The 22,715-nt window shown below is 64.0% G+C and carries 18 protein-coding genes; 9 read left to right on the top strand and 9 right to left on the bottom strand.

What is annotated here, in order from left to right:
- The first annotated feature begins 117 nt into the window (after positions 1–117).
- Positions 118–636 (top strand): carboxymuconolactone decarboxylase family protein, encoded by a 519-nt coding sequence (locus L0963_RS04070; protein WP_234178579.1) that lies wholly within the window; start codon positions 118–120, stop codon positions 634–636.
- A gap of 82 nt (positions 637–718) precedes the next feature.
- On the opposite strand, the gene L0963_RS04065 is transcribed toward L0963_RS04070, so the two are convergent.
- From L0963_RS04065 to L0963_RS04055, 3 genes are all read right to left on the bottom strand, one after another.
- A complete protein-coding gene (locus L0963_RS04065; protein ID WP_186402699.1) occupies positions 719–892 on the bottom strand; it encodes a hypothetical protein in 174 nt (57 codons plus the stop codon).
- A 101-nt stretch (positions 893–993) separates the two neighbouring features.
- Positions 994–2,316 (bottom strand): sigma-54-dependent transcriptional regulator, encoded by a 1,323-nt coding sequence (locus L0963_RS04060; protein WP_186402698.1) that lies wholly within the window; start codon positions 2,314–2,316, stop codon positions 994–996.
- On the bottom strand, positions 2,313–3,995 hold the full coding sequence (locus L0963_RS04055; RefSeq protein WP_186402697.1) for a sensor histidine kinase: 1,683 nt from the start codon (positions 3,993–3,995) through the stop codon (positions 2,313–2,315). The genes L0963_RS04060 and L0963_RS04055 overlap by 4 nt, the downstream gene beginning before the upstream one ends.
- 231 nt (positions 3,996–4,226) lie before the next feature.
- Here L0963_RS04055 and L0963_RS04050 point away from each other — a divergent pair, with 231 nt between their 5' ends.
- From L0963_RS04050 to L0963_RS04035, 4 genes are read left to right on the top strand one after another with little or no spacing between them, the layout of a single operon-like run.
- Positions 4,227–5,579, top strand: coding sequence for a dicarboxylate/amino acid:cation symporter (locus tag L0963_RS04050; protein WP_234178578.1), 1,353 nt, complete (start codon positions 4,227–4,229; stop codon positions 5,577–5,579).
- On the top strand, positions 5,576–6,520 hold the full coding sequence (locus L0963_RS04045) for an alpha/beta hydrolase (protein WP_217372586.1): 945 nt from the start codon (positions 5,576–5,578) through the stop codon (positions 6,518–6,520). The genes L0963_RS04050 and L0963_RS04045 overlap by 4 nt, the downstream gene beginning before the upstream one ends.
- 29 nt (positions 6,521–6,549) lie before the next feature.
- Positions 6,550–9,615, top strand: a complete 3,066-nt coding sequence (locus L0963_RS04040) for a TonB-dependent receptor domain-containing protein (protein WP_186402695.1) — start codon at positions 6,550–6,552, stop codon at positions 9,613–9,615.
- A gap of 4 nt (positions 9,616–9,619) precedes the next feature.
- The gene (locus L0963_RS04035; protein WP_186402694.1) at positions 9,620–10,822 is read left to right on the top strand and encodes a M14 family metallopeptidase; all 1,203 of its coding nucleotides are present in this window, start codon (positions 9,620–9,622) and stop codon (positions 10,820–10,822) included.
- Positions 10,823–10,898: 76 nt separating this feature from the next.
- On the opposite strand, the gene L0963_RS04030 is transcribed toward L0963_RS04035, so the two are convergent.
- Entirely contained in the window at positions 10,899–11,078 is a 180-nt protein-coding gene (locus L0963_RS04030; RefSeq protein ID WP_062900524.1) for a hypothetical protein, read from the bottom strand.
- Between the two features lie 272 nt (positions 11,079–11,350).
- On the opposite strand from L0963_RS04030, the gene L0963_RS04025 reads away from it, so the two are divergent.
- On the top strand, positions 11,351–12,166 hold the full coding sequence (locus L0963_RS04025; protein ID WP_234178577.1) for a hypothetical protein: 816 nt from the start codon (positions 11,351–11,353) through the stop codon (positions 12,164–12,166).
- A 16-nt stretch (positions 12,167–12,182) separates the two neighbouring features.
- Here L0963_RS04025 and L0963_RS04020 read toward each other — a convergent pair whose 3' ends face one another.
- Entirely contained in the window at positions 12,183–13,016 is an 834-nt protein-coding gene (locus L0963_RS04020; RefSeq protein WP_217372587.1) for a TauD/TfdA dioxygenase family protein, read from the bottom strand.
- 75 nt (positions 13,017–13,091) lie between these two features.
- On the opposite strand from L0963_RS04020, the gene L0963_RS04015 reads away from it, so the two are divergent.
- Positions 13,092–13,742 carry a Crp/Fnr family transcriptional regulator gene (locus tag L0963_RS04015; RefSeq protein WP_217372588.1) on the top strand — a complete coding sequence of 217 codons (651 nt, stop codon included), beginning with the start codon at positions 13,092–13,094 and terminating at the stop codon, positions 13,740–13,742.
- Positions 13,743–13,873: 131 nt separating this feature from the next.
- Here L0963_RS04015 and L0963_RS04010 read toward each other — a convergent pair whose 3' ends face one another.
- The 3 genes from L0963_RS04010 to L0963_RS04000 form a co-directional block, all read right to left on the bottom strand.
- Positions 13,874–16,027 (bottom strand): TonB-dependent receptor, encoded by a 2,154-nt coding sequence (locus L0963_RS04010; RefSeq protein WP_234178576.1) that lies wholly within the window; start codon positions 16,025–16,027, stop codon positions 13,874–13,876.
- 205 nt (positions 16,028–16,232) lie between these two features.
- Positions 16,233–16,730 carry a hypothetical protein gene (locus L0963_RS04005; protein WP_186402690.1) on the bottom strand — a complete coding sequence of 166 codons (498 nt, stop codon included), beginning with the start codon at positions 16,728–16,730 and terminating at the stop codon, positions 16,233–16,235.
- Between the two features lie 155 nt (positions 16,731–16,885).
- Entirely contained in the window at positions 16,886–20,131 is a 3,246-nt protein-coding gene (locus L0963_RS04000) for a TonB-dependent receptor domain-containing protein (RefSeq protein ID WP_217372590.1), read from the bottom strand.
- 343 nt (positions 20,132–20,474) lie between these two features.
- Here L0963_RS04000 and L0963_RS03995 point away from each other — a divergent pair, with 343 nt between their 5' ends.
- Positions 20,475–20,987 carry an RNA polymerase sigma factor gene (locus L0963_RS03995; RefSeq protein WP_062900528.1) on the top strand — a complete coding sequence of 171 codons (513 nt, stop codon included), beginning with the start codon at positions 20,475–20,477 and terminating at the stop codon, positions 20,985–20,987.
- Positions 20,984–21,979: a FecR family protein gene (locus L0963_RS03990; protein WP_062900529.1), complete on the top strand. Its 996-nt coding sequence runs from the start codon at positions 20,984–20,986 to the stop codon at positions 21,977–21,979. The genes L0963_RS03995 and L0963_RS03990 overlap by 4 nt, the downstream gene beginning before the upstream one ends.
- Positions 21,980–21,995: 16 nt before the next feature.
- On the opposite strand, the gene L0963_RS03985 is transcribed toward L0963_RS03990, so the two are convergent.
- On the bottom strand, positions 21,996–22,631 hold the full coding sequence (locus L0963_RS03985; RefSeq protein WP_234178575.1) for a TetR/AcrR family transcriptional regulator: 636 nt from the start codon (positions 22,629–22,631) through the stop codon (positions 21,996–21,998).
- Positions 22,632–22,715 lie beyond the last annotated feature (84 nt).

Below are 22,715 nucleotides of genomic sequence, written 5' to 3'. Positions count from 1 at the left end.
GGGCTGGCGTGGAGTTGGGAACCGCGATCCTGCCATTATGGACGCAAAAGCCGGTCTCCCTGCGCGGCAAGCGGACAATGGCTTTAACGGGACTGCAGACGAAATTTTTCGGCTGCGATGTCACAGTCTGCCTCTCTCCCTCGTCAAGCAGGTGATGCCGCCACCGGCTCGACAGGAAAGGATGATGATATGAAGCGCTTGAACTGGTCCGAAGTCGCTCCCGCCGGAGCCAGGGCATTCTTCGGCGTGCATCAGTATGTGACAAACAGTAGCGCGCTTCCTGCAGAATTGATCCACCTGGTCTTCCTCAGGGTTTCCCAGATCAATGGCTGCGCGCATTGCATCGATCTGCACACGCGGGACCTTCTCCAGACCATGCCGGTCGACAAGGTCGCTCTGCTTCCCGTGTGGGAAGAAGTCCCTCACCTTTTCCCGGAACAATATCGCGCAGCGCTCGCTTGGGCGGAAGAGGTCACGCGCATCAGCGAGACGCATGCGTCCGACGCAGCCTATGCCGCCGCGTCCGCCGCATTCGAGGCGAAAGATCTTGTCGATCTGACAATCGCGATCGCTGCAATGAATGCCTTCAACCGGCTGGGCGCGCCCTTTCGCCTCCCGGTGGCGGCGAAGCCCTGAGCGCCGGAACGCAAGCCTGCGAGCCGGCTCCTGGCCCGCGCTGGCCGAACCGGTCCGACTATTTTAGCAGGATAAGCGGACGCTAGGCCGCTGCGAGCGGAACAACGCCGAACAAGAGCGCTGCGCCGATGAGCACGAAGCAGAGGCATAATGCATATTTCCACGCGAAGCGCTGCAGATCGCCCAGCTCGATCCCGAGAAGAGCACATTTCAGATAGACCGCCGCGACGAGCGGGCTGGGCCACATTAAGGTCACACATCCAGCAACCAATAATTCGATATTTTGTTTCAATATTAATGGCTTAGATGGGCTCCGGAAGCCGCGCCACCGTTCCTCCTCCGATACGACAATCCGAATTACCGTCGATAATCCTTGGCCCTGAGGCCATATCTCGTCAATCGGTCGTAAAGCGTCTTGCGCGGCAGCGACAACCGTTGCTGCACCTCGTCCACCTGTCCCTTTGCATCGCGCAGCGCGTCCTCGATCACTGCGCGTTCAAAGCGGGCGACCAATTCACGTAGGCTTTGCGGCTCCGCATTGTAGGCTGAGCCCTGTGCGATTCGCGTCAGACCAGTGGCGAAGTTGCGGGCAAAGGTACGCAGTTCGCGTATATTGCCCGGCCAGTCGTGACTCAGCAGATGGCGCCACTCGGCTTCGCCGAGTTCGCTTGTCTCCAGTTCCAGTTCGGCCTCGAACGCGGCCACAAATTCGCGGAAGAGATCGGGAATATCCTCGCGCCGGCTGGCCAGATCGGGCAGCGCGATAGCAATGCCGCCGAGCCGGTGGAGCAGTGCGGGGTCGAGCGGCCGGGCGCCTTCTCCTTCGCCCGCGCTGCGCGAGATGGCGATGATACGGACGTCCACCGAACGTGGTCGCTCGGCGCCGATCGCGAGGAAACGGCGCGTATCGATCAGGCTCAGCAACTGGGCTTTGGCGCGCTCGGGAATGCTCTCGATCTCGTCGAGAACCAGCGTGCCACCCTGCGCCCGTTCGACGAGGCCCGACCGTGACAGCGCCACCGAAGGATCGCGCCCGAACAGGATCAGATTCGCGTCGTCGTGCATCAGAACGCCTGCATCGACGGTCACGAAAGGCCGGTCACGCCGCGGGCTGAGGTCGTGGACCAGCCGCGCGACGAAATTCTTGCCCACACCCGTCGGCCCGGAGATCACCAGATCAACATCGGCACGCGCCACTTCGGCGATCAGGCGCTGCAGCCGCTCGGCGGTCTGCGAGGAGCCGCCGATCCGCCGATGCTCCCGCTCGCGCAGCGCGTCGCGCAGGCGCCGGTTTTCGAGCACCAGCGCGCGCCGGTCGTGCGCCCTGCGGATCGCATGCACTAGCCGCGAGACCGAATAGGGTTTGGTAAAAAAGTCCGCCGCACCATTTTTCATCGCCTCGACGGCCATCGCGACATCGCCATGCGCGGTCGTGAAAATCACCTGCATTTCGGGATCGAGCGCGCGCAGATGGTCGAAAAAAGCGATCCCGTCCATTCCGGGCATTCGGATATCGCTGACGATCACGCCGGCAAAGGCGGGGGTGACGCCGCGCAGCGCAGATGGGGCGTCGGCGTGGGCCGACACCTCGAAACCTTCGAGCGTCAGCGCCTGCACCGTCGCCTCGCGCAGCGTCTCGTCATCCTCGACGAAAAAGATCGTGGGCGGCGCGCCGGTCATGCGCGCGGGATCGTCATGACGAAGGTCGTCGCGGATGCGTCCGCTTCATAGGCAAGCTCGCCGCCAAGATCGCGCATGATGTCGCGCGCGATGACAAGTCCGAGGCCGAGGCCGTCGGGCTTGGTCGTCGCGAAGGGCCGGAACAGATCGTCGGCCTGCGCCAGCGAAAGCGGCGTCCCGCTGTCGATCACGCGCAGACAGACGGCATCGCCCCCTGCCTCGACGACGACGGTCACCCTGCCCCCTTCTCCGGCGGCATCGAGCGCATTTTGCAGCAGGTTGACCAGCACCTGTTCGAGCCGGACATGTTCGGCGGCGACGACGACCTGCGTTGCCTCCTCGGGCGGCAGGCCAATGGCGACGTGCATCGACCGGATGCGATCGCGCAGCAGCAGCAGCGCCCCGTCGATCGCCTCGCCGAGCGGCATTTCGCGGCGGTCGGCAGGTTGCCGCCGGCTGAAGCGCCGCAGTTCGCCGGTGATCCGCCCGATCCGGTCCGCCAGATCGACGATGCGGGCAAAATTGCCCGACGCCTGCTCGACCTCGCCGGCCGCGAGCATCTTTTGCCCATTTTCCGCAAAAACCCGCGTCGCAGCGACCGGCTGCCCGATCTCGTGCCCGACGCCGGCCGATATCTGGCCGAGCGTCGCCAGTCGGTTGGCCTGCGACAGCTGTTCGCGCAGCGTGCGGGTTCGCTCGTCGAGCAGCGCCTGCGCTCGCGCATCGCGGCGGCGGCGCATCACGACGCCCGTCGCGGCAAGGGCCGCCAGCACCAGAAAGCCGAGCGCCAGCGCCAGCCGCCCGGTCGCCACCGCCGCATCGACGCGCTGCGCCGGATCGGCGAGGAGGTGCAGCACCCATCCGTCGGGAAGGATCGGCTGCCGCGTGTCGAGGAGCGGGATACGCACCGCCTCGCCCTCGTTGGGCGAAACGATCGCGAGCGGGCGCAGCGTCCGAATGCCGAACTGCCGCAGATCGGCCTCGGCGTCGCGCGCGTAGGCGCTCGCGCCCTGGGCAAGATGAAACCGCCAACGCTCGTCGCTTGCCAACAGCACCACCCCGTCGCGATCGGTCACATAGACGCGCTGGGCCGTGTCGCGCCAACTCCTCTCGAGCCCGTCGAACTCGACCTTCACTGCCACCACACCCAGCGGCGCGGCGCGCGTCCCGATGCGCCGCGCGATGTAGAGCCCCGGCTCGCGGCTGACGGTGCCGAGCGCGAACTGGGTGGCCGAACCGTTGACGAGCGCATCGTGAAAATAGCGGCGAAAGGCATATTTCGACCCGACGAAACTGGTCGGCAGCCGCCAGTTGCTCGCCGCGAGCGTCGTGCCGTCGGCGCCCATCACATAGATCGCCGCCGCCGCCGATTGGCGCGCAAGCGCCTCGAGCCGCCCGTTGAGCGGCGCCACTGAAGCACCGTCGCCCGCGGCCAGCGCGCGCACCTGAGGATCGTCGGCGAGCGCGATCGGAAGCAGGCTGAACTTGTCGAGCTCGCTGCGCAGGCTCGACGCCAATATCGCCGCATCGTTACGCGCGAGCCCGGCCTGCTCAGACAGCGCGCGATCGTGCATTACCCGATCGGTGATCGCGACCGCGAGCGCGATGACGAGCAAGGCACATAGCCCCGCAGCCAAGGCCCAGCGCCGCGCGCGCAGATCGATTCCCAGCACCGTCATCGGCCGATTGATGTGCGAATATCCGCACTTTGTATATCCAAAATATGCGGAAATCTGCACAAAACTGATCGGAGATCATCGTAAGCTGTTGTTTTATATGGAGCAGAAGGAAGGCAGCGTGATCGTTGCACCCGTCGCGAACCATCCTAGAATTCCCGCAACAGCCGGTTCGAGCCGGCGGACAGGGGACAGGATGGCATGGGGTCGATCAGCATCGCGGCAGATAAAGGCATGACCGGGCGCAAGCGCGTACCGCTCTATCGCCAGCTCTATTTCCAGGTCGTCGTGGCGATTTTGCTCGGCGCGCTGCTGGGTCATTTCTATCCCGATGCCGGCGAGGCGCTGAAGCCGCTGGGCGACGGCTTCATCAAACTGGTGAAGATGATCATCGCGCCGGTGATCTTCCTGACGGTCGCGACCGGCATTGCCAGCATGAAGGACATGTCGTCGATCGGCAGCGTCGCGGCCAAGGCCTTCATTTATTTCCTGACCTTTTCGACGCTGGCGCTCATCGTCGGCCTGGCGGTCGCCAACATCGTGCAGCCTGGCGCCGGGCTCAACATCGATCCCGCCGCGCTGGATACCACCGCGGTCGCGACCTACGCGCACACCGCCGAGGAACAATCGCTAGCCGGCTTCCTGCTCAACATCGTTCCGACGACGCTGTTCAGCGCGATGACCGACGGCGAAATCCTGCAGGTTCTGCTCGTCGCGATCCTATCGGGCGTCGCAATCTTCACGACGCGCCCCAAAAGCGACCTCGTGCTCGATCTGCTGACGTCGTTCAGCGAAGTGATCTTCAAGCTTGTTCACATGCTGATGAAGTTCGCGCCGATCGGCGCGTTCGGCGCGATCGCCTTCACCATCGGCAAGTTCGGGATCGGGTCGCTTGCCAGCCTCGCGACGCTCGTCGCGACCTTCTACCTCACCTCGCTGCTGTTCGTGATCGTCGTGCTTGGGTTGGTCGCACGCTTCACCGGCTTTTCGATCTTCGCGCTGATCCGCTATCTTCGCGAAGAGCTGCTACTGGTCCTGGGCACCTCGTCGTCTGAAGCGGCGCTGCCCAGCCTTATGGAAAAGCTCGAAGTCGCTGGCTGTCGCAAGACGGTGGTCGGGCTCGTCGTGCCGACCGGCTATTCGTTCAACCTCGACGGCACCAACATCTACATGACGCTCGCCGCGCTGTTCATTGCGCAGGCGACGGGCATCCACCTGTCGCTCGGCGAGCAGCTCGCGCTCGTCCTTGTCGCGATGATCAGTTCAAAGGGCGCGGCCGGGGTGACCGGCGCGGGCTTCGTGATCCTTGCCGCGACGCTCTCGGTCGTCCCGTCTGTTCCCGTCGCGGGCATGGCGCTGATCCTCGGGATCGACCGCTTTATGAGCGAATGCCGGGCACTCACCAACTTCATCGGCAATGCGGTGGCGACGATCGTCGTCGCCAAATGGGAAAAGGCGCTCGATACCGATCGGCTGGCGGCGGCGATGGCCGGCACGCCGATGGCGCTGCCGAGCGAGGATAGCGAGCGCCACGAACGCTCCGGCCCGCACAGCCTTGCGATGGCCAAGTCAGGAGAAGGCGCATGATCTCGCGGCGGTCAATCCTTGCCGGCGGCGCGGCGCTCGCAGGTGCCTTCGGCGCTGCCGGATCGGCCCCGGCGCTTGCCTTTGCGGTTGAGGAAATTCCGCTCTGGCCCGGCAAACCGCCGGGGGGCAACGGACCCAGCGGTCCCGAAAAGATCGGCGGCGCGGGGTCCGGCTATGGCGCAGTCTCGAATATCGCGACCCCGCGGCTGCGCGTCTACCGGCCCAATATCGCCAACGGCCGCGCGGTGATCGTCTGCGGTGGCGGCGGCTATTTCCGTATCCAGCTGTGGAAGGAAAGCACGCCCGCGGCGAAATGGCTCCAGCTGCACGGCTATACCGTGTTCGAGTTGATCTATCGCCTTCCGCGCGACGGCTGGGACGCAAGCGCGCCCTTCGCCGACGCGCAGCGGGCGATGAAGATCGTGCGCACCCGCGCCGCCGATTTCGGCATCGCGCCCGACCGCATCGGAATCATGGGCATGTCGGCGGGCGGGCACCTCGCAGGCTTCACCGCGCTGCGGCCCGACCAGAAATTCTACGACGGCACCGATCGTTTCGAAAACGCCCCGGCACGCCCCGACTTCGCGGCGCTGCTCTTTCCGGTGGTGCAGTTGCGCAAGCCGTTCGATACCACGCGGACGCGGCGCGAGATTATCGGCGAGCATCCGACCAAAGCCGCCGAAGATGCCTGGTCGCTCGATACGCTGGCGAACGGAAACGCACCGCCGATGATCCTATTTTCGGCATCCGACGATCCGATCGCACCGCCCGGCCATAATCTGTCGCTGTTCCAGGCGATGCTCGCCAAGGGCGCGAAGGCCGAGCTGCACATTTTCGAGGAGGGCGGCCACGGATGGGGCCTCGGCACGCCCGACCAGATCCTCAGCCAATGGCCCGATCTGTTCGAAGCCTGGATGACCAGGCGGCCATTCGATCGATGAATACAGACAACAGGGGAAGGGAAATATCCATGCGTGCAATCACCATCGCAAAGCTGGCGCTACTCTGCGGACCTAGCTTGCTTGCGGCGACCGTCGCACAGGCGCAGGAACCGCTCGCCGCCGAAACCGCGGCGGACCAGAGCGCCGACCAGCCGGCACCGCCCGCAGACGCGAATGAGGCGATCGTCGTTACCGGCTCGCAGATTCAGGGTGCGAAGATCAACGACGTCCTGCCCGTCACGGTGCTCGACGAAACGGCGATCGAAAACACCGGGGCGTCGTCGGGCGACGAGCTGTTCCGGGCGATCCCGCAGGCCGGCACCGTCGCGTTCAACGAACAGAATTCGTCGACCGTCAACAATGTCCGCGGCGACGTCGGCTCGATCAACCTGCGCGACCTCGGCACCGGCAACACGCTGCTGCTGATCAACGGCCGCCGGATGACGCTTCACCCCGGTTTCCAGACCGAACTGCTCGTGCCCGTGGTGAGCTCCGACACCAACGAAATCGCGCCAGGCAGCGTCAAGCGGCTCGAAGTGCTGCGCGACGGCGCGTCGGCGATCTATGGCGCGGACGCGGTGGCGGGCGTGATCAACACCGTCCTCAAGGGCGACATGAAGGGCGGCTTCCTCGAAGGCGACTGGCGCGCCTCCGACGGCACCAGCCTCTACAGCTACCAGATTTCAGGCGGCTATGGTTTCGACTTCGGCGGCGGACGCGGCAACCTGACCGTCTATGGCGGCTATTTTTATGAAAACGGGCTATCGAATGCCGCGCGCGACTATGCCGCGGACGATAATCGCCTGCCGCTGGTCGAAGGCACCGATTTCGAAGGCGACGCGTCGTTCAACAATCGCAACACCTTCGGTCCGTTCGGGCAATTCGACATCCAGGGCTCGTCGCCGTCGAGCCGGACGCCGATCGGCGACGATGATTTCTATCTCCAGCCGTCGAGCTTTCCCGGCTGCAAGATGGACTTCGGAGACGGCCTCTGCGCCCGGAACGGCACGACGCCGACCACGGACGTCCGCTACAACACGATCTACGGTAACAGCCTGATCAGCCAGAAGCGTCGCTACAATGCGATGGCGCTGCTGAGTTACGAACTCAGCAACAATGTCGAGGCCTATTTCGAAGGCAGTTTCTACCGGTCTGAAAACAACCGTCAGCTCGACGCTTCGGCGATCCTGAGCGCGGTGCCGGTCGGCATTTCGAAAAATGCCTATTGGAACCCGTTCGGCCCGGTCGGCAGTCCCAACCGCCTGCCCGGCACCACCATCGCCGCGAGCGGTGTGGATGTCATTATGGAGCGCTATCGCTTCGTCGATGTCGGCAATCGCGACGTGTCGGTCGACAAGAATGTCTATCGCCTCGTCGGCGGGCTGCGCGGCAATATCGGCGCGTGGGACTTCGACACCGGCTTCGTCTATTCCGAGGCTAAGCTGAACGATGTGACGCACAACCGCGTCTCGCTCACGCTGATGCAGAACCAGATCAACCTGACGACGCCCGACGCCTATAATCCGTTCAACGGCGGCTGCGTCACCTCCGATCCCGGCATCGGCGACTGCACGCCCAACCCCGACTCGTCGATCGATCCCTTCCGTATCGACGTCTACCGCAAGGGCGGTACCAGCCTCGCGCTCGGCGACTTCAAGATCAGCCGCAACGACCTCCTGTCGCTGCCGGGCGGCGATCTGGGTATCGCCGCGGGCGTCGAATGGCGCCGCGAAACCTTCTACGATGACCGCGATCCGCGGCTCGACGGGACGATCACCTTCACCGACAGCGTGACCGGCGAAGTCAATGGCAGCGACGTCGCGGGCACCAGCCCCTCGCCCGACACCAGCGGCTCGCGCGAAGTCTATTCGGCCTTCGCCGAACTGCTCGTGCCGGTCGTCAGCCCGGAAATGAATATCCCGCTGATCAACCGCTTCGATATCCAGCTCGCCGGCCGCGTCGAGCATTTCAAGGATATCGACGAAACCGCCGCGGTGCCGCGCATCGCCGCATCCTGGTCGGTCTTCCCCGGCGTGACCTTCCGCGGCGCCTGGTCCCGCGGTTTCCGGGCCCCCAATCTGGTGCAGGTCAATGACGCGGGGACGACGCGGTCGAACACGCGCGACGATTTCGTCCTGTGTCAGGCGCAGCTCGAAAAGGGGCTGATTTCCAGCCTCGGTTCCTGCACCGGCGCGGGCACGATCAGCTATCGCTCGGGTACCGAGAATTTAAAGCCCGAGGATAGCACCAGCATCAACCTGGGTATCGTCCTCGAACCGCGCTTCATCCCCGGGTTGACGCTGACCGCCGATTACTGGCGCGTCAAGCAGACCGGGCTGGTCGGCACGTTCGGCGACGACAATGCCATCGCGCTCGACCTGCTGCGCCGCCTGAACGGCAGCAGCAACCCCAACGTCATCCGCGCCGATCCGACCGCGGAGGACATTGCGCTGTTCACCGGCACCAGCCTCGCCCCCGCGGGCAAGATCACCCAGGTGCTCGACCCCTATCTCAACCTCGACAGCCGCGTCTCCAAGGGCTGGGACTTCGGCCTGTTCTACAAGGTGCCCGATTTCGGCATGGGCAAGTTCCGCCTGAGCCTCAACGTCGCGCACCTGATGAGCTTCGTCCAGTCGGCGGGGCCCGACGGTCAGGAAATCCTCGACGGCATCGCCTCGGGCGTCCTGCCGCTCGACGTCACGGTCGGCGGTCTGGGCGAGCTGGTCGAGATCGAGGGCCGCCCGAAATGGCGCGCGACCGGCGCGATCAACTGGGGAAGCGGCCCGGTCGATATCGGCCTGTTCGGCCAATATACGGGCAAGGTTTACGACACGAGCGTGATCCGCGACGTGCTGATCGATTCCGACGATCCGAACGCAAACTATTACCCGGTGCACGATCAGTTTACGCTGAACCTCTCGATCGCCTACACGATCAAGAATGACACCCCGCTCGACGGCACCCGCTTGCGCTTCGCGATCAACAATCTGTTCAACGAAGATCCGCCGCTGGCTGACGAGGATTATGGCTTCTTCAGCAGCCTCTACACCGCGCGCGGCCGCGTCTTCCACGTCGAGTTGCGCAAGAAGTTCTAGCGCAATGCGACTGTCCAGCGCCCTGGCGCAGCGCGTCGCGCTTGCGCTGGTCATCGGAGGGACGGGGGCGTGCAGCAGCACACCCCCGCTTCCGCCGTCCCTCGCCGCCGCGCCGGTCGAACGCGGTTCGGGATGCACGACGAGCACGGTGCGGATCGACTTCGATTTCGACGAAGCGCCCGCATCGCGCTGCGTCATCCGGGGCGAGCGGTCGTTCACGATATTGATCGGCCCCGAACATGCGCCGCCGATCAACCCGAGCCCCTGGTACGCCTTCCGCTACCGGGCGAGCGGGTCGGCGGACATTTCGGTCGAACTCGACTATCTTGGCGCGGCGCATCGCTATGCGCCCAAATTGACCGTAGGCGGCACCGCCGCGCCCCTTTCCGCCAGCGTTGCGGCCGACGGGATGAGCGCCACGCTCTCGCTGCCCGCCGGCGAAGGGATCGTCAGTGGGCAGGAATTGTTCGGCAGCGACCGCTATGATGCGTTGCTCGACCGGCTTGCGGCGCTACCCGCAGCCGAGCGGCTGACACTTGGCGCGTCGCTCGACGGTCGGCTGCTATCGGCGGTCCACATCGGCGACACGAAGGCGCCGCGGCTCGTCATCCTGATCGGACGCGCCCATCCGCCCGAAATTACCGGCGCGCTCGCAATGGATGCCTTTTTGCGCGCGCTCGCGGACGAGATCGCCGCGGGGCGCGTCGACACCGCAGCGACGCAATTCCTTATCCTGCCCTTGCTGAACCCCGACGGTGTCGCGCGGGGTCACTGGCGCGCGAACCGCGGCGGCGTCGACCTCAATCGCGACTGGGGCATCTTTTCGCAGCCCGAAACGCGCGCGGTCAAAACCTGGCTTGATCGCCTGCCCGCAGGCGTGCGCCCGGTCGCCATGGTCGATTTCCATTCGACGCAGCACAGCCTCTTCTATGTGCAGGGCGCCGACGAAACGACGCCCGCGGAGGAGGCGTTCCTTGCAGCATGGCTTGGCGGGAAGGAGAAGGCGCTGCCCGGCTATCCCTTCACGATCGAACGCCGCAACGCCAACCCCGGCTCGGGCACGTCGAAAAACTGGTTTCACGCGACCTATGGTATCCCCGCCTTTACCTATGAAGCCGGCGACGAGGCCGACCGCCCCGGAATCGATGCCGCCGGAGGGAAACTCGCACGCGCCTTTCTGAGCGCACTTCCGCTCCTCGCTCGATAATCTTCCGGCGCCGGACGCCGAAAGGCCGGTCCGCATCGGCGGACCGGCCTCGGCAACCGGGAACTGACGCTGGCGATCAGCCCTTGGTTGCGGCCTTCTTTTCGGCCTTCTTCATCTTTTGCGCGTGGTGCGTCGCCTTTTTCGCGGGCTTCGACGTCGCCGCCTTGGTCGGCGTCGCGTCAGCGGCGAAAGCCGAGCCGCTCACCATGGCGAGCGAAAGGACGGCGGCGGCAGCGAGTTTGCTATAGTTACGCATGAGACTTCCACTCCTTGACAGTTCAACCACCCGCAATCGGGGGCTGTCAGGGCGGCCGATCCGTTCCAGGGACGGGGGAAACGGTTCGGATCGGCCTTGCCCGACGACCGATCAATAGACCCGGGGCCCTGCCCGGCCGATGGCGGCGGGATTACAAGTTGGTCATCTGTCGGCGCGCTCAGGTCGCGGCGAGCGACCGCTTAGCGAGTAGCGCCCGCTGCGGGCTTGCAGGCACCCTTGTCAAAAATCGCCCTCCCGCCTATCGCTCGCGCGTGCCTCCCCGGCCCGCGACCAGCGCGCGCCGCCACCGAAGATTGCGTCCGCTGAACCCTGTTCCAGCCACTCCCTACGTCGAACAGCTCAGCATCGGGGCGGGGCGCCGGCTGTTCGCGATCGGCCTCGCTGTCCTGATTCCGGCGCTGCTGCTCCTGCTGCTTCTCACCACGGGCCTGGGATCGCTGCCCGACAAGCAGCAGGAACGGATCACCATGGTGAGCCTGGAAGCCGCCGAAGTCGCCGAGCAAGCACCCGAGTCCGCCAGCAAGGCGCGCGAACAGCAGAAGGAGGCGCCGACGCCGCCGGTGACGAGCCCCCCCGTTCCGGCGCCACCGCCCACCCCACTGCCGCCACAAGTCCCGCAGCCCGCGACGCCCCCGCAACCACCGGCGCCGCCAGCCACCCCGCCGACGAAACGCATCGGCGTCCGCCTCAACAGCGGGCAGTCCTTTGGCCCGCCAGACAGCGGCGGGTCGGCGGCATCGCGCGACACGCCGCGCGTGGGGAGCGCTCCAAACGGCGAGCCGCTTTATGCGGCGGCATGGTATCGCGAGCCGAGCCGCGACGAACTGCGCGGCTATCTGTCCACCGCCAGTGGGCCGGGATGGGGGCTGATCGCCTGTCGCACCGCCCCCGAGTTTCGCGTCGAGGATTGCGTCGGGCTCGACGAATATCCGCAAGGATCGCAGATCAACCGCGCGGTGCTGGCGGCGGCGTGGCAATTCCGCGTGCGGCCGCCGCGGGTCGGCGGGCGCTCGATGGTCGGGGCCTGGGTCCGGATCAGGATCGATTACGGAATCGAACGACCCTAGGGGCTGGCCCCATAAATCAGGCGAGCGGTTCGCCCGAAATGGTGATGCGGTGCATCAGGCGGCGATGGCCGTGATAATCATTCATCGCATAATGCCAGGTCGACCGGTTGTCCCAGATTGCCAGCGATCCGGGCGCCCATTGGACGCGGCAATGAAACTGCTCCTGCATCGCGACCTGATAGAGATAGGTGAGCAGCGGCACGCTCTCCTCGCGCGTCCAGCCGTCGAAATGCAGCGTGAAGGCCGGATTTACGTACAGGATCTCGCGCCCGCTTTGCGGGTGCCGGATCACCACCGGATGCACCGCGCGCGTTCGTTCCTCATGCCCCTTCAGGTCGACACCCTGATCGGTCTTCGAATAGAGGCCATCGGCGCTGTAGATATGATCGGCCGAGTGGACGGCGCGAAGCGTCCGCAACATGTCCTTCAGGCCCGGTGACAACGAATCGAAAGCCGCGCCCATGCCCGCGAACAATGTATCGCCGCCGCTGGGCGGAGTTTCGCGGGCGAGCAGGATGGAGCCCATTGCGGGGATCTGGTCATAGCTGTGATCGGTGTGCCACCCGCCGCCGATATTGGTCTGCTGGCTCTCCGACTTGCGGACCTCCGCAATTTCCGGGTGCCCGCCATTGGCAGGGAAATATTTGTTGATGTCGATCTCGCCCCAGCGGCGGGCGAAAGCGATATGCTGTTCGGGGGTGAGCGTCTGATCGCGCACGAAGAGGACGCCGTGCTCGGCGACGGCCTGCCGCAGAAGCCCGATATCCTGCTCGTCGAGATGGTTCAAATCGATCCCGGTCGCTTCGACACCGACGTGCGGCGACAGGGGGTGCATCTGTATCGACGTCATGGAACTCTCCCGCATTATCCCGGCGACGATAGCGCAAACGCTGGCATTCAAATGCCACCTTCGTTACAATTCTTCATGACGATCGGCGATCAGCTCCGGCAATGCAGATGGTTTTGCCGCTGCGATCCTGCGGTGCAGCAGGCGATCGCGGCCGATGGCCGGCTGGCAACGCTCGCGCGCGGGCAATGGGTCTATGGCGAGGGGGACATGGCGACCGGCATCGTCATCGTGCTCGACGGGATGCTGCGCCTCGAAGCCGCGGCGGGGGAAAAGATCGTGCTGGTCGGCATCGCCCGCGCCGGCGACGCCTTCGGTCAGTCGCGCCAGATGGGCGGCGGTCCGCGTATCGTGACCGCGATCGCCAGCCGGCCGAGCCGCGTCCTGACGATCAGCGACACGATGCTCGACCGGATCGGGCATCGCCTCCCCGCGCTCTGGAAGGCGACGAGCGAACTGGTGTACGGGCAACTCGACGCCAGCGTGCACGGGCTGGCGCAGATGCTGTCGCTGAGGCCCCGCGGACGCATCGCCGCGCGGCTCCTGACCTTCGCGCGTGACGCCGAGGTACCGCTCAGCCAATCGGATCTGGCCGAACTCTGCGGCCTGTCGCGCAAGGTCGTGAGCGCCCATCTTGCCGCGCTCGAGCAAGCGGGCGCGATCCGGCGCGGCTATCGCACCATCCACCTGCGCGACATGGCTCAGTTAAGTCGCCTCACGGGTGCATAAGGGGCCACCCGATAGTGTCCCGCGGGATCGAGCCAACCCGTCCACCTGATGAAATGCCAAGATTCTGCAGGAGGAAGTGCCGCGTAATTGCGCGAACCTATGAAGAGGACCGTCGGCCATCAGGCATCGCCTTAGAACCGCTTGCGCAGCGAAATACGGACGCTCCGTCCCAAGGGATCGGCGTCATAGCGTCCATACCCGGCAGGCCTGCTGCCATCGCCCAAGCGTTCTTGGCGATAGCCGTCGAACAGGTTCCGGACGTCGGCCGAAATCTGCAGATCCTGCATCCATGTCGGAATATGTCCCGACAGGATGCGCGCCGGTTCGACATGGATGCGCAAATTGGTCAGGAGCAAGGCGTCGAACCGATAGTCCTCGCCACCGACGGCGTCAGCGATGGCGCGCAGCCTGTATCCGCTCTGCCAATTTCCGTCGAGCGTCAGGCCCAACCCGCTCCGCCCGAGGTTGAGCTGGACGCCCAGACTGTGTCGCGATTGGCCGATGTCGCCGTCTATCCGTTCCAGCACCGGTAATCCGGCGCCAGTCCGCACCTCGCTGTGCAACAGCCAGCCGTGTGTCACCGAGAGAGTGGCCTGCCACGGCTTTTCGCGGCCTCCGAAACTCCGTATTGCGGCAACGAGGCTGGTGTCCAGACGTTCGTCCACGTCCGCGACGATAGCGATCGGGCGGGCGTCGATCGCTACAAGCCGGCCCATCCCATCGCGCCGGATCCGATCGGGGAAGGCCGCTTCAACGACAGGCGTAAACGCAGGAAAAGGCGCCGCACCCCCATGACTGACCTGACGGCGGTATTCGCTGGCGAGCGTTATCGGTGCGGTACCGAACGGTTTGATTGTCATCCGCAACCCGTATGTGCGCTGGCATCCGCCGCCGAGGTCGGGGTTGCCGCCCGTAATCCACAAGACGTCCGAGATCCTGTCGCTTCGAAAATCATAAATCTGCCGGACGACTTCAATTGGTGCGCCGGCAATCTGATCGGGCGTCGGAGCTCGTTCGGCAAACCCAGTCATCGCGCGTATCTGCAGCGCTGGGACCGGCGACCAGTTTATTCCGACGTCATAGCGGAACTGGGCCGCAATGCCGGACGGACGATTGGCGCCGGCGGAAATATCTAATGACACATCGCCCACCGGCATTGCATGTTCACCGGCCGCGAAAAGCGGCACGGCGAGTGCCAGTGCCACATCCTGCTGATCACGCCGAAAGACGATTGCATCTGCATCGTCCGCACGCCGACTGTCCGACCAGTTGCGGTTCGCCGCCAGAGTCAGATTTGCCGTCGCGGCGCCCGCGGGGAGTGTCATAATCGTCCGATTGAAATTTAACTGCGCGGACAGATTTTCGCTCCGCGCCCGCCCGCGCCTTGGCACGATATTGCCCTTGTCGCTCCGCGCTTCGATGATGCTGTCGGTCCATGACCGGGCGTAGCGGAGGATAAGGCTGCCCTGCCAGCCCGCAACCTGTCCCGCGAGGAGGGCAGAAGCACCGATGCTTCGCCCCCTCTGCCGGCCCTCAAGCGTTCGGGCCGTCTCCGCTAGGCCGTCGCCAGCGCGGCCGGTCAGCTGACGCTGCTCTTGCCACCCCGCGTCAAGAGTGAGGGTGCCGGTGAAACGCCCCAGAGGGCGCGCCAAGGCGACATTTGCCGACGCGCCCTTAATCGCGGGCAGCAGCGTGTAAAATCGCCCATCGCCACCTCTGTTCGAATCGGCAGGCGGCCTTTCGTCGCGCCGCAGCGCGGCGTCGCCGGAAAGCTCGACGCGACCGTTCCACCGCGCAGGCCCGTCGATCAAAAAGCGGCCAAGCGCGGCCTGCCCGCTCTCTCGTCCGCCGGCGGTGGCTACCCCGAACGCAGTCTCACCCTGCCAGGACGCAAAATGCGGTTTAAGAACGAGATTGACCACGCGCTGGCCGGGCGGATAGCCATAGCGGGCCGCCGCCTCCGGCTTGAGAAGCGCAAGGCGGGCCAATGCTTCGGGCGGAAACCCGTTTATCCCGGCCGCCCCGTCGACCCGCTTTCCATCGATCAGAATGATCGGCAGTTCGTCCGGCCGACCGGTCAGCGGAGCGATCCGGGCGACGAGGTCGCCGATCGTCGCAGCGCCGTAAGTGTCTATCTCTGCCGGGCTCAATTCCAGTTCGGCAGCGACGAGCGCTTCGCCGCCGCGAGCGGTCACGACGATATGATCGGACTCTGCACCCGGCAATCCAGCCTGCGCCGCCGCCGGAACGGCGTGGAGGCAAAGCGCGGCCGCCAAGCCGAACAAGCCATGGGCTACACGCCATAAGCTGGGCCGTTTCATCGAGGCCTTTCACGACATTCCGCAGCAACGGATGAAGACCGGAAGGCAATGCGCCTTCCGGTCTTCATCTTTCCGGGCCGACATCGGGCGGTTTGGGGGGGAGGGAGGGGCCGCCCCGTCATACCTGCGGAAGCGACAGGCTGGCGCCGGTTGGTTTCGCTGACCGCAATCAGGGGTAGGAGTAGGAAGCCGTTGGGCTGGTCGAGACATTGCCCTGCATGCTGCACGGCGAACCGCCTGCGGGATCCGACGGAATCGTATTGGCGTGATTGAATTGCAGCACGCCGCCGACGAGCTTGGCCTTCAGATCGCCGCGGCAGTTGCCGGTGATGCCCGTGACGCGCACGTCGTGAATGATGACATCGGTCGAGCTGGTAGCGCTGACGTCATAGGGCATGCCGGTAAAGGATACCGCGCCGCAAAGTCCGCCGCTCAGCGCAATGCTGGTGATCTTCGTGCCGCTCGGCGTGCCGGTGCTCGAAATCGTACCGTTGGAGGTCGTACTCGCGGTGAGCGTGCATGTGAGGGTGATACCTTTCTTCACCTGAACGGTGCTCGGTCCTGCGCCACCCGATCCCGATGGCGAATAGGTTCCGGCCAAGGCGGCCGCGGGCAACAGGCTCAGCGAAGCCAGGGTGCAGATCGAAACTTTCAAAAGGCGTTTCATGATAATCCTCTCCTCTGCTTTGGTTCGGGAAGATTTTGCCTTCCCAAATGATTAGACGCCCGCAAAGGTCGCGAGGGGGGATGGGAAGCAGGTTCTGAACCCAAAAAAGAAGGGCGCGCCCGAAGACGCGTCCGAGGCGGAGCGGCCGTGCCGGATCAGAACCGCTTGGTGACGTTGAATCCGATGATCCGGGGGTCGAGCGTGAAGATATTCGCGCTCAGCCCGGTGTCGTCGCTGTTGGTAAAGGTGTTTGTGATCGGCGTGTCGTTGAACAGATTCTTGACATAGAGTTGCACTGCGAACTGCGATTTCGGTCGCTCGATCGTGATCGCCAAATTGGCGTTGTCCCAGGCGCGAAGCCGATCATATTCGGTGTTGTATATGCGCGCATAGCTTTTCGCCTGGCGATAATAGTCGCCGCGCAGCGTGACATTCCATTCGCCGGCAAAGACCGTGTATTGCGCGCCGATATTGAAGGTATAGCGCGGTGAATTGGGAAGTTCTTTTCCACTGAGGTCCGCATAAAAGCCGCGCCCGCCATTCGGCGCGTCGGTCAGCGGGTCATAGGTAAAGCCAAGGAACTGGTCCCAGCGCAAATTTGTCTCGACGTTCGGGTTGAAGCTGCCGTAGCGCGCCGACCCCGCACAAAGCGCCGAGAGCATGAAGTCCCCGAGCCCGCCCGGCCCCGCAAAGAAGGATGAGAGGATCGCCTCGACCTTGTCCTTGGGCGCGATGCAGTTCGACGGCACACCGAGCTGTGGACGCACGACGACCCAGTCGGGATTGCCCTGCGTTCGGTTCATCACGTCGATCGACTGCTCCCCCTTGCCGATCCGCGTGCGCAGATAGCCGAAGTTGGAATCGACACGGAAGTTGCGCGAAGGCTGCCACGCCGCTTCAAGCTCGAGTCCCCAGGTCGTCGCGTCGAAATTTTCGTTGAGCGAGATGCGATCGACGATCTGAGAGACCTGATAGTCCTTGTATAGATTGAGGAATGCGGTCGCGTTGAGCATGACCTTGCCGCCGGCGAGACTGTTCTTCATCCCGATCTCGAACGCATTGACATATTCGGGCTCGAAGGTTTCGGCGAGCGGCTGGTACTGGATTACCTTCGGGTCGATGTCGACGCGTGGCGGATTGGAGCCCCCACCCTTGTAACCACGCGAATAGGACGCATAGACCAGCGTGTCGTCGGTGAACGACGTCTGCGGCGACCAATCGACGACAAGACGACCGGTGAAGGCATTCCATTCCTGGTTGATCGGCGGAAGGGCCGGATAGCCGCGACTTACGCGGCCGCCGCTCGAGGGGCCGCTTTCGGTTCCGAAATTGAACGCACCGAGCAAAAGCTGGCTCGGAATCGGGGTCGAACGCTTGCGGTCGTTGGTATAGCGCGCGCCGGCAGTGATCTTCACATCATCGGCGATCTGCCAATAGGTTTCCCCGAACAGCGCCCATGAGCGCGTCTGCACGACATTCTTGCTGCGGAAATAATTATGACCCTCGCCGTTGATCTGGTCGATCGGATTGGGATCGACATAGACGCATTCGCGAAATTCGTTGCCTGCATCGCAATTGCGGGTGCCCGTCCCGATCTCGCCGGGCGCATCCTCGCGATTGTAGAAATATTCGGCCAGCAGGCTGAACAGGTTGCTGAACACATAATAGTCGTCCTGCGATTTGAAGTTCAGCGCATTCGCTCCCACGCTAAAGTTGAAGGGGCCGCTGAAATCGGACTGAAGCCGGAGTTCCTGCGTCCACTGACTGTTCCGCGACTGGCTGACGTCGACGGCGAGCATCCGGTCGGATGGACCAAGCTGCGGATCGGTGTAGACGCCGCCGGGCGTCGGCCCCGGTATGTTGTTCGGTCTACCGAGCACGTCGACGAGCCGCGGGTCCAGTGAATCAGCGAAGACCGGAGCAGAGACGAAGCGGTTGTAATCCTGCGACGAATAATAGCGATCGCGCGCATAGGCGGTTTGCGACACCAGCTTGAGATCGCCGAGACCGGCCTCCAGATTGAGCTGGAAGACGTCGTTTTTGGCGCGAAATACAGGATCGTAGCTTGTCGAAATTTCGCGCAGATTGCGCGATTGATTGATCCCTGCGTAGGGATCGGACAAATTGTTGACGATCGGCACCGGCGCCAGGCCCAAGACGGGATCGGGCAGCAGCCCGACGTCGATCAATCCCGCTGTGTAATAAAAGGCAAAGCTGGTCGCGTTCGGTGCGCCAAAGGCAGCCTCGCTGTAGAGCGATCCCGGAAGGCATCCCTGGCTCAGCTTGCCGCGAAGATGATCGGGAACCGGGGTATCGCCGACCATATCGGGGCCGGGATCGCGGGTGCAAAGCTGCTTGCCAGTCCGCGATCGCCGATCCTTCTCCTGGAAATGCTGCCAGACGAAATTCGCCTTCAGGTTATCGCTCGGCTCCCACTGCGCCGACAGGCGCGTCGACCACAGATCGCGGTCGTTGACGTGACGATTGGTAAAGCTGTTGTAGTCGAAGCCTTCGCGCTTCGTCATGGCCGCGGCGCCGCGGATCGCGAACCGGTCGCCCAGCGGGATGTTCAGCATCCCGTTGAGGCGCATCGTCCCAAAGCTGCCCACCTCGGCCTTCGCCAGACCCTCGAAGCTGTATTTCGGCATTGCGGTGATAATGTTGACGACGCCTCCCGTTGCGTTGCGGCCATAGAGGGTACCCTGTGGGCCGCGCAGCACCTCGACGCGTTCAAGGTCGAAAAACTCCTGTTCGAACAATCGATTGCGGATCAGCGGCGTATTGTTGAAGCTTACCGCGACGGCCGGGTCGCTCGACGCGGATATCGCTTTGGTCCCGATCCCGCGGATCGTGAAATCATAGCCCGAAAAATTGCTCTTCGAAAAATTGACGTTGGGCACCGCGCGAACGAGTTCGGCCCCTCCTTCGACCTTCTTGTCGTCGAGTGCCCGCGGCGTGAAGGCACTGATCGCAATCGGAACGTCGATGATCTTTTCCGCACGCTTCTGGGCGGTGACGATGATTTCATTGTCGCCGTCGGTCACCGCCGCGGCGGTCGGGGTCTCGTTTCCCACAGGCTGCACGACGAAAATATTGCCCTCACGGCGATAGCCCAGCCCGGTTCCGCGGAGCAGCACGCGCAACGCGGTTTCGGGATCGGACCGGTCGCTATATCCGCCGCTGCGCTTGCCGTTGACGATCATAGCGTCGGCCATGATTGTCATGCCGCTCTGTAACCCGAAATCCCGCAGCGCGCGGCCCAGCGGCTGGGCGGGAATCTTGTAGCTGGTCGCTTTGTCCTGTCCCTCGCGCGCCTGCGCCGTGCCGACCGATAGCGCGAGGCATCCGATGGCGACCCCGCTCAGAAAAATCTTGCGCAACCCACATGCCCGAAATTGCATGCTTCCTCTCCCTAGCCCATGTTCCGCGGGTCTTCCCGCTAGATGCGACGGAGTTCCCTCCCGTCATATGCTAGACGCCCATCCCCTTGTTTCGGGGGGATGAGTGCGTGATAATTTTCAACGATGTTAATGTTAACAACGCACCAACGCATGATAAAATTGTACAATTATGGTTATTTGCTCCCCCCTCTCTTCGCGCGCGGGCGTCTATCTTAACGAGCCTTGCTCCGGTTTGCCGGGTGAGGAGGAAAAATGGATTGGACCGATAGCTCAATGACGGCGATGAAGGCGATCAACGCGCAATGCCTTTGCGGGCGCCCCTGCCGAGCGGGCACGGTCTGACATGGGCGTGCCGCGCCCTGACCAGGACCTGGAGGCGTGGATGCACGCCTATGGTCCGGGATTGCGGCGCTATTTCCGGCGGCGGGTCAACGACGGGGACGTAGATGACCTGGTGCAGGACGTATTTCTGCGCCTGCAGGCGGCTCAGTTCGGAACGCCAGTGGAAAATGTCGAAGGCTATCTGTTCGCGACCGCGCGGAATGTGCTGATCAGCCGCTACCGCAAACAGGCGCGCAGCAGCGCGGTCCTCCAGGCGGCATGGGCGGACGGCGTCGAAGAGGCCGACCAGCTTTCGCCCGAACGCATTGCGATCGGCCAGGAGGAATATCGCCGCGTGGTGGCGGCGATCGTCAATTTGCCTCCACGGGCGCGACAGGCGTTCGAATTGCACCGGTTCGAACATCTGACCTATCAGGCGATTGCGCAGCGCATGGGGATCACCAAGGATTCGGTGAAGGAATTGATGCACCGCGCGCTGGTCAGGATTGCCGAAGAAATGGAGGCCGAACTGTGAGCGCCACCGACCATGGCAATCGCGCGGCCGCGCGTTCGGAAGCCGCGCATTGGCTGAACCTGCATCTTGCCGGCGACATGACGGTCGACGACGAACGCCGCTTTCACGAATGGCTCGATCATTCCGACTTGCATCGCGACGTCTATCGCCGGGTCGAACGGGCGTGGGCGCTTGCGGGCGCCGCTGCCGACGATCCCGCGTTCGCAGCGTCGCGCGCGGAGCCGGACATCGACGACAGACCGTCTTCACGCCCTATGGGCTGGTGGATGGCGATCGCGGCGTCGATCTTGCTTATGGTCGCCGCAGCTTTTTTGGCGCCGCCGCTGATGCGCGGCGAACCGGCGCAGCTTGCTCAGACATTCCGTACAGAAACCGGACAGCGCAGCACCGTCACCCTACCCGACGGGACGGTGGTAACGCTCGATTCCGAAACCGACATGCGGTTTCAGGAGCGCGGTGGCCGGCGCTTGGTCGAACTGATCGGCGGCCGGGCCTTTTTCCGGGTCGCGCACGACAAATCGCGTCCCTTCATCGTTCATGCGAACGGCAAGAGCGTTCGCGCCGTCGGCACAGCCTTCGAAGTCAGCCTCGATGGCGGCAATGTCGTCGTGGTTCTGGCCGAGGGTAAGGTGCGCGTCGAGGAGAGCGCCTCAGGGACCGGTGATGGCGCCGATATGGTCCCCGGTCGCAAGCTGACGATCGGGACCGATCGCAATTGGACCCTGCGGCGTGTCGATGTCAGCAAGGAAACGAGCTGGACCGAAGGCCGCCTCGTCTTCATGCAGGACCCGCTGGCCGAGGCGGTTGACCAGATGAACCGCTATTCAATCCGCAAGCTGACGTTCGCAAACGGCGTGGTGCCCGATCGCCGCATTGTCGGCGTGTTCGAGGCGGGCGACGTCGACGGGTTCGTCAAGGCCATGGAACTCAACGGCATTGCGCATCGCGTGTCGACATCCGACGATAGCATCCTGCTCGCGGCTGGCCCCTGACCCCAAGATACTGACCCTAGTCCTCGGCCAGCCCCAGAAAGCCGGGAGACAGGAACAGCGGCAGAAAGCGGGTGACGAGATCGCGCATCGCATCATCCTTCTGGCCCAGCATATCGCGTAGATAGGGGCCGATCACCGCATCGCCGAACGCGCTGACAGCTACCATCAGCACTGCGGCGCGGACGCGCTCGCGCGCGGCGGCATCCTTCGACTGACCGACGATCGCGGTGACGAGCGCACCGACCGCTTCGCGGATCGGCTCGAGGCGGCCGACATCGCCCGACAGAACGATCCACGCCGCGAGCGGCCCGGCGCCGCCCTTGTCAAAGGCATCGAAAACATGATCGGTAATCGTGCGCGGCGCCGCATCGTCGGTTTCCAGCAGGTCGACGACATTATCCAGCGCGCCCGTCAGATCCTGGATCATCGATCCCATCAGCGCCGATTGCAGACCCGCCGCTGAACCGAAATGATGCAGCACATTGGCGTGCGACATGCCGATTGCTTCGCCGACGTTGGCAAGCGTCACGGCACCCGGACCGCCGTCGAGCAGCAGACGACGCGCCGCGGCCAGCCCTTCTTCGCGCACCTCCGCGCCCGATCGCTTGCGGCGTTTCGGGGCGGGCCGCGCCATCTTGTACATTCGCGCCATCGCTCTTTCCTCCACCTGCGGTCCACATGGCCTTAGACCAATGTACGCAAGCGAAACAGCCTTCCGATCGGCTTCCGAAAAAGC

Origin of the sequence: Sphingopyxis sp. NFH-91 (genome assembly GCF_021401285.1) — a bacterium.
Lineage (GTDB): Bacteria > Pseudomonadota > Alphaproteobacteria > Sphingomonadales > Sphingomonadaceae > Sphingopyxis > Sphingopyxis terrae_A.
Note: the sequence above shows the minus strand (reverse complement) of the source record. Positions and strands in the feature narration are given on the sequence as shown.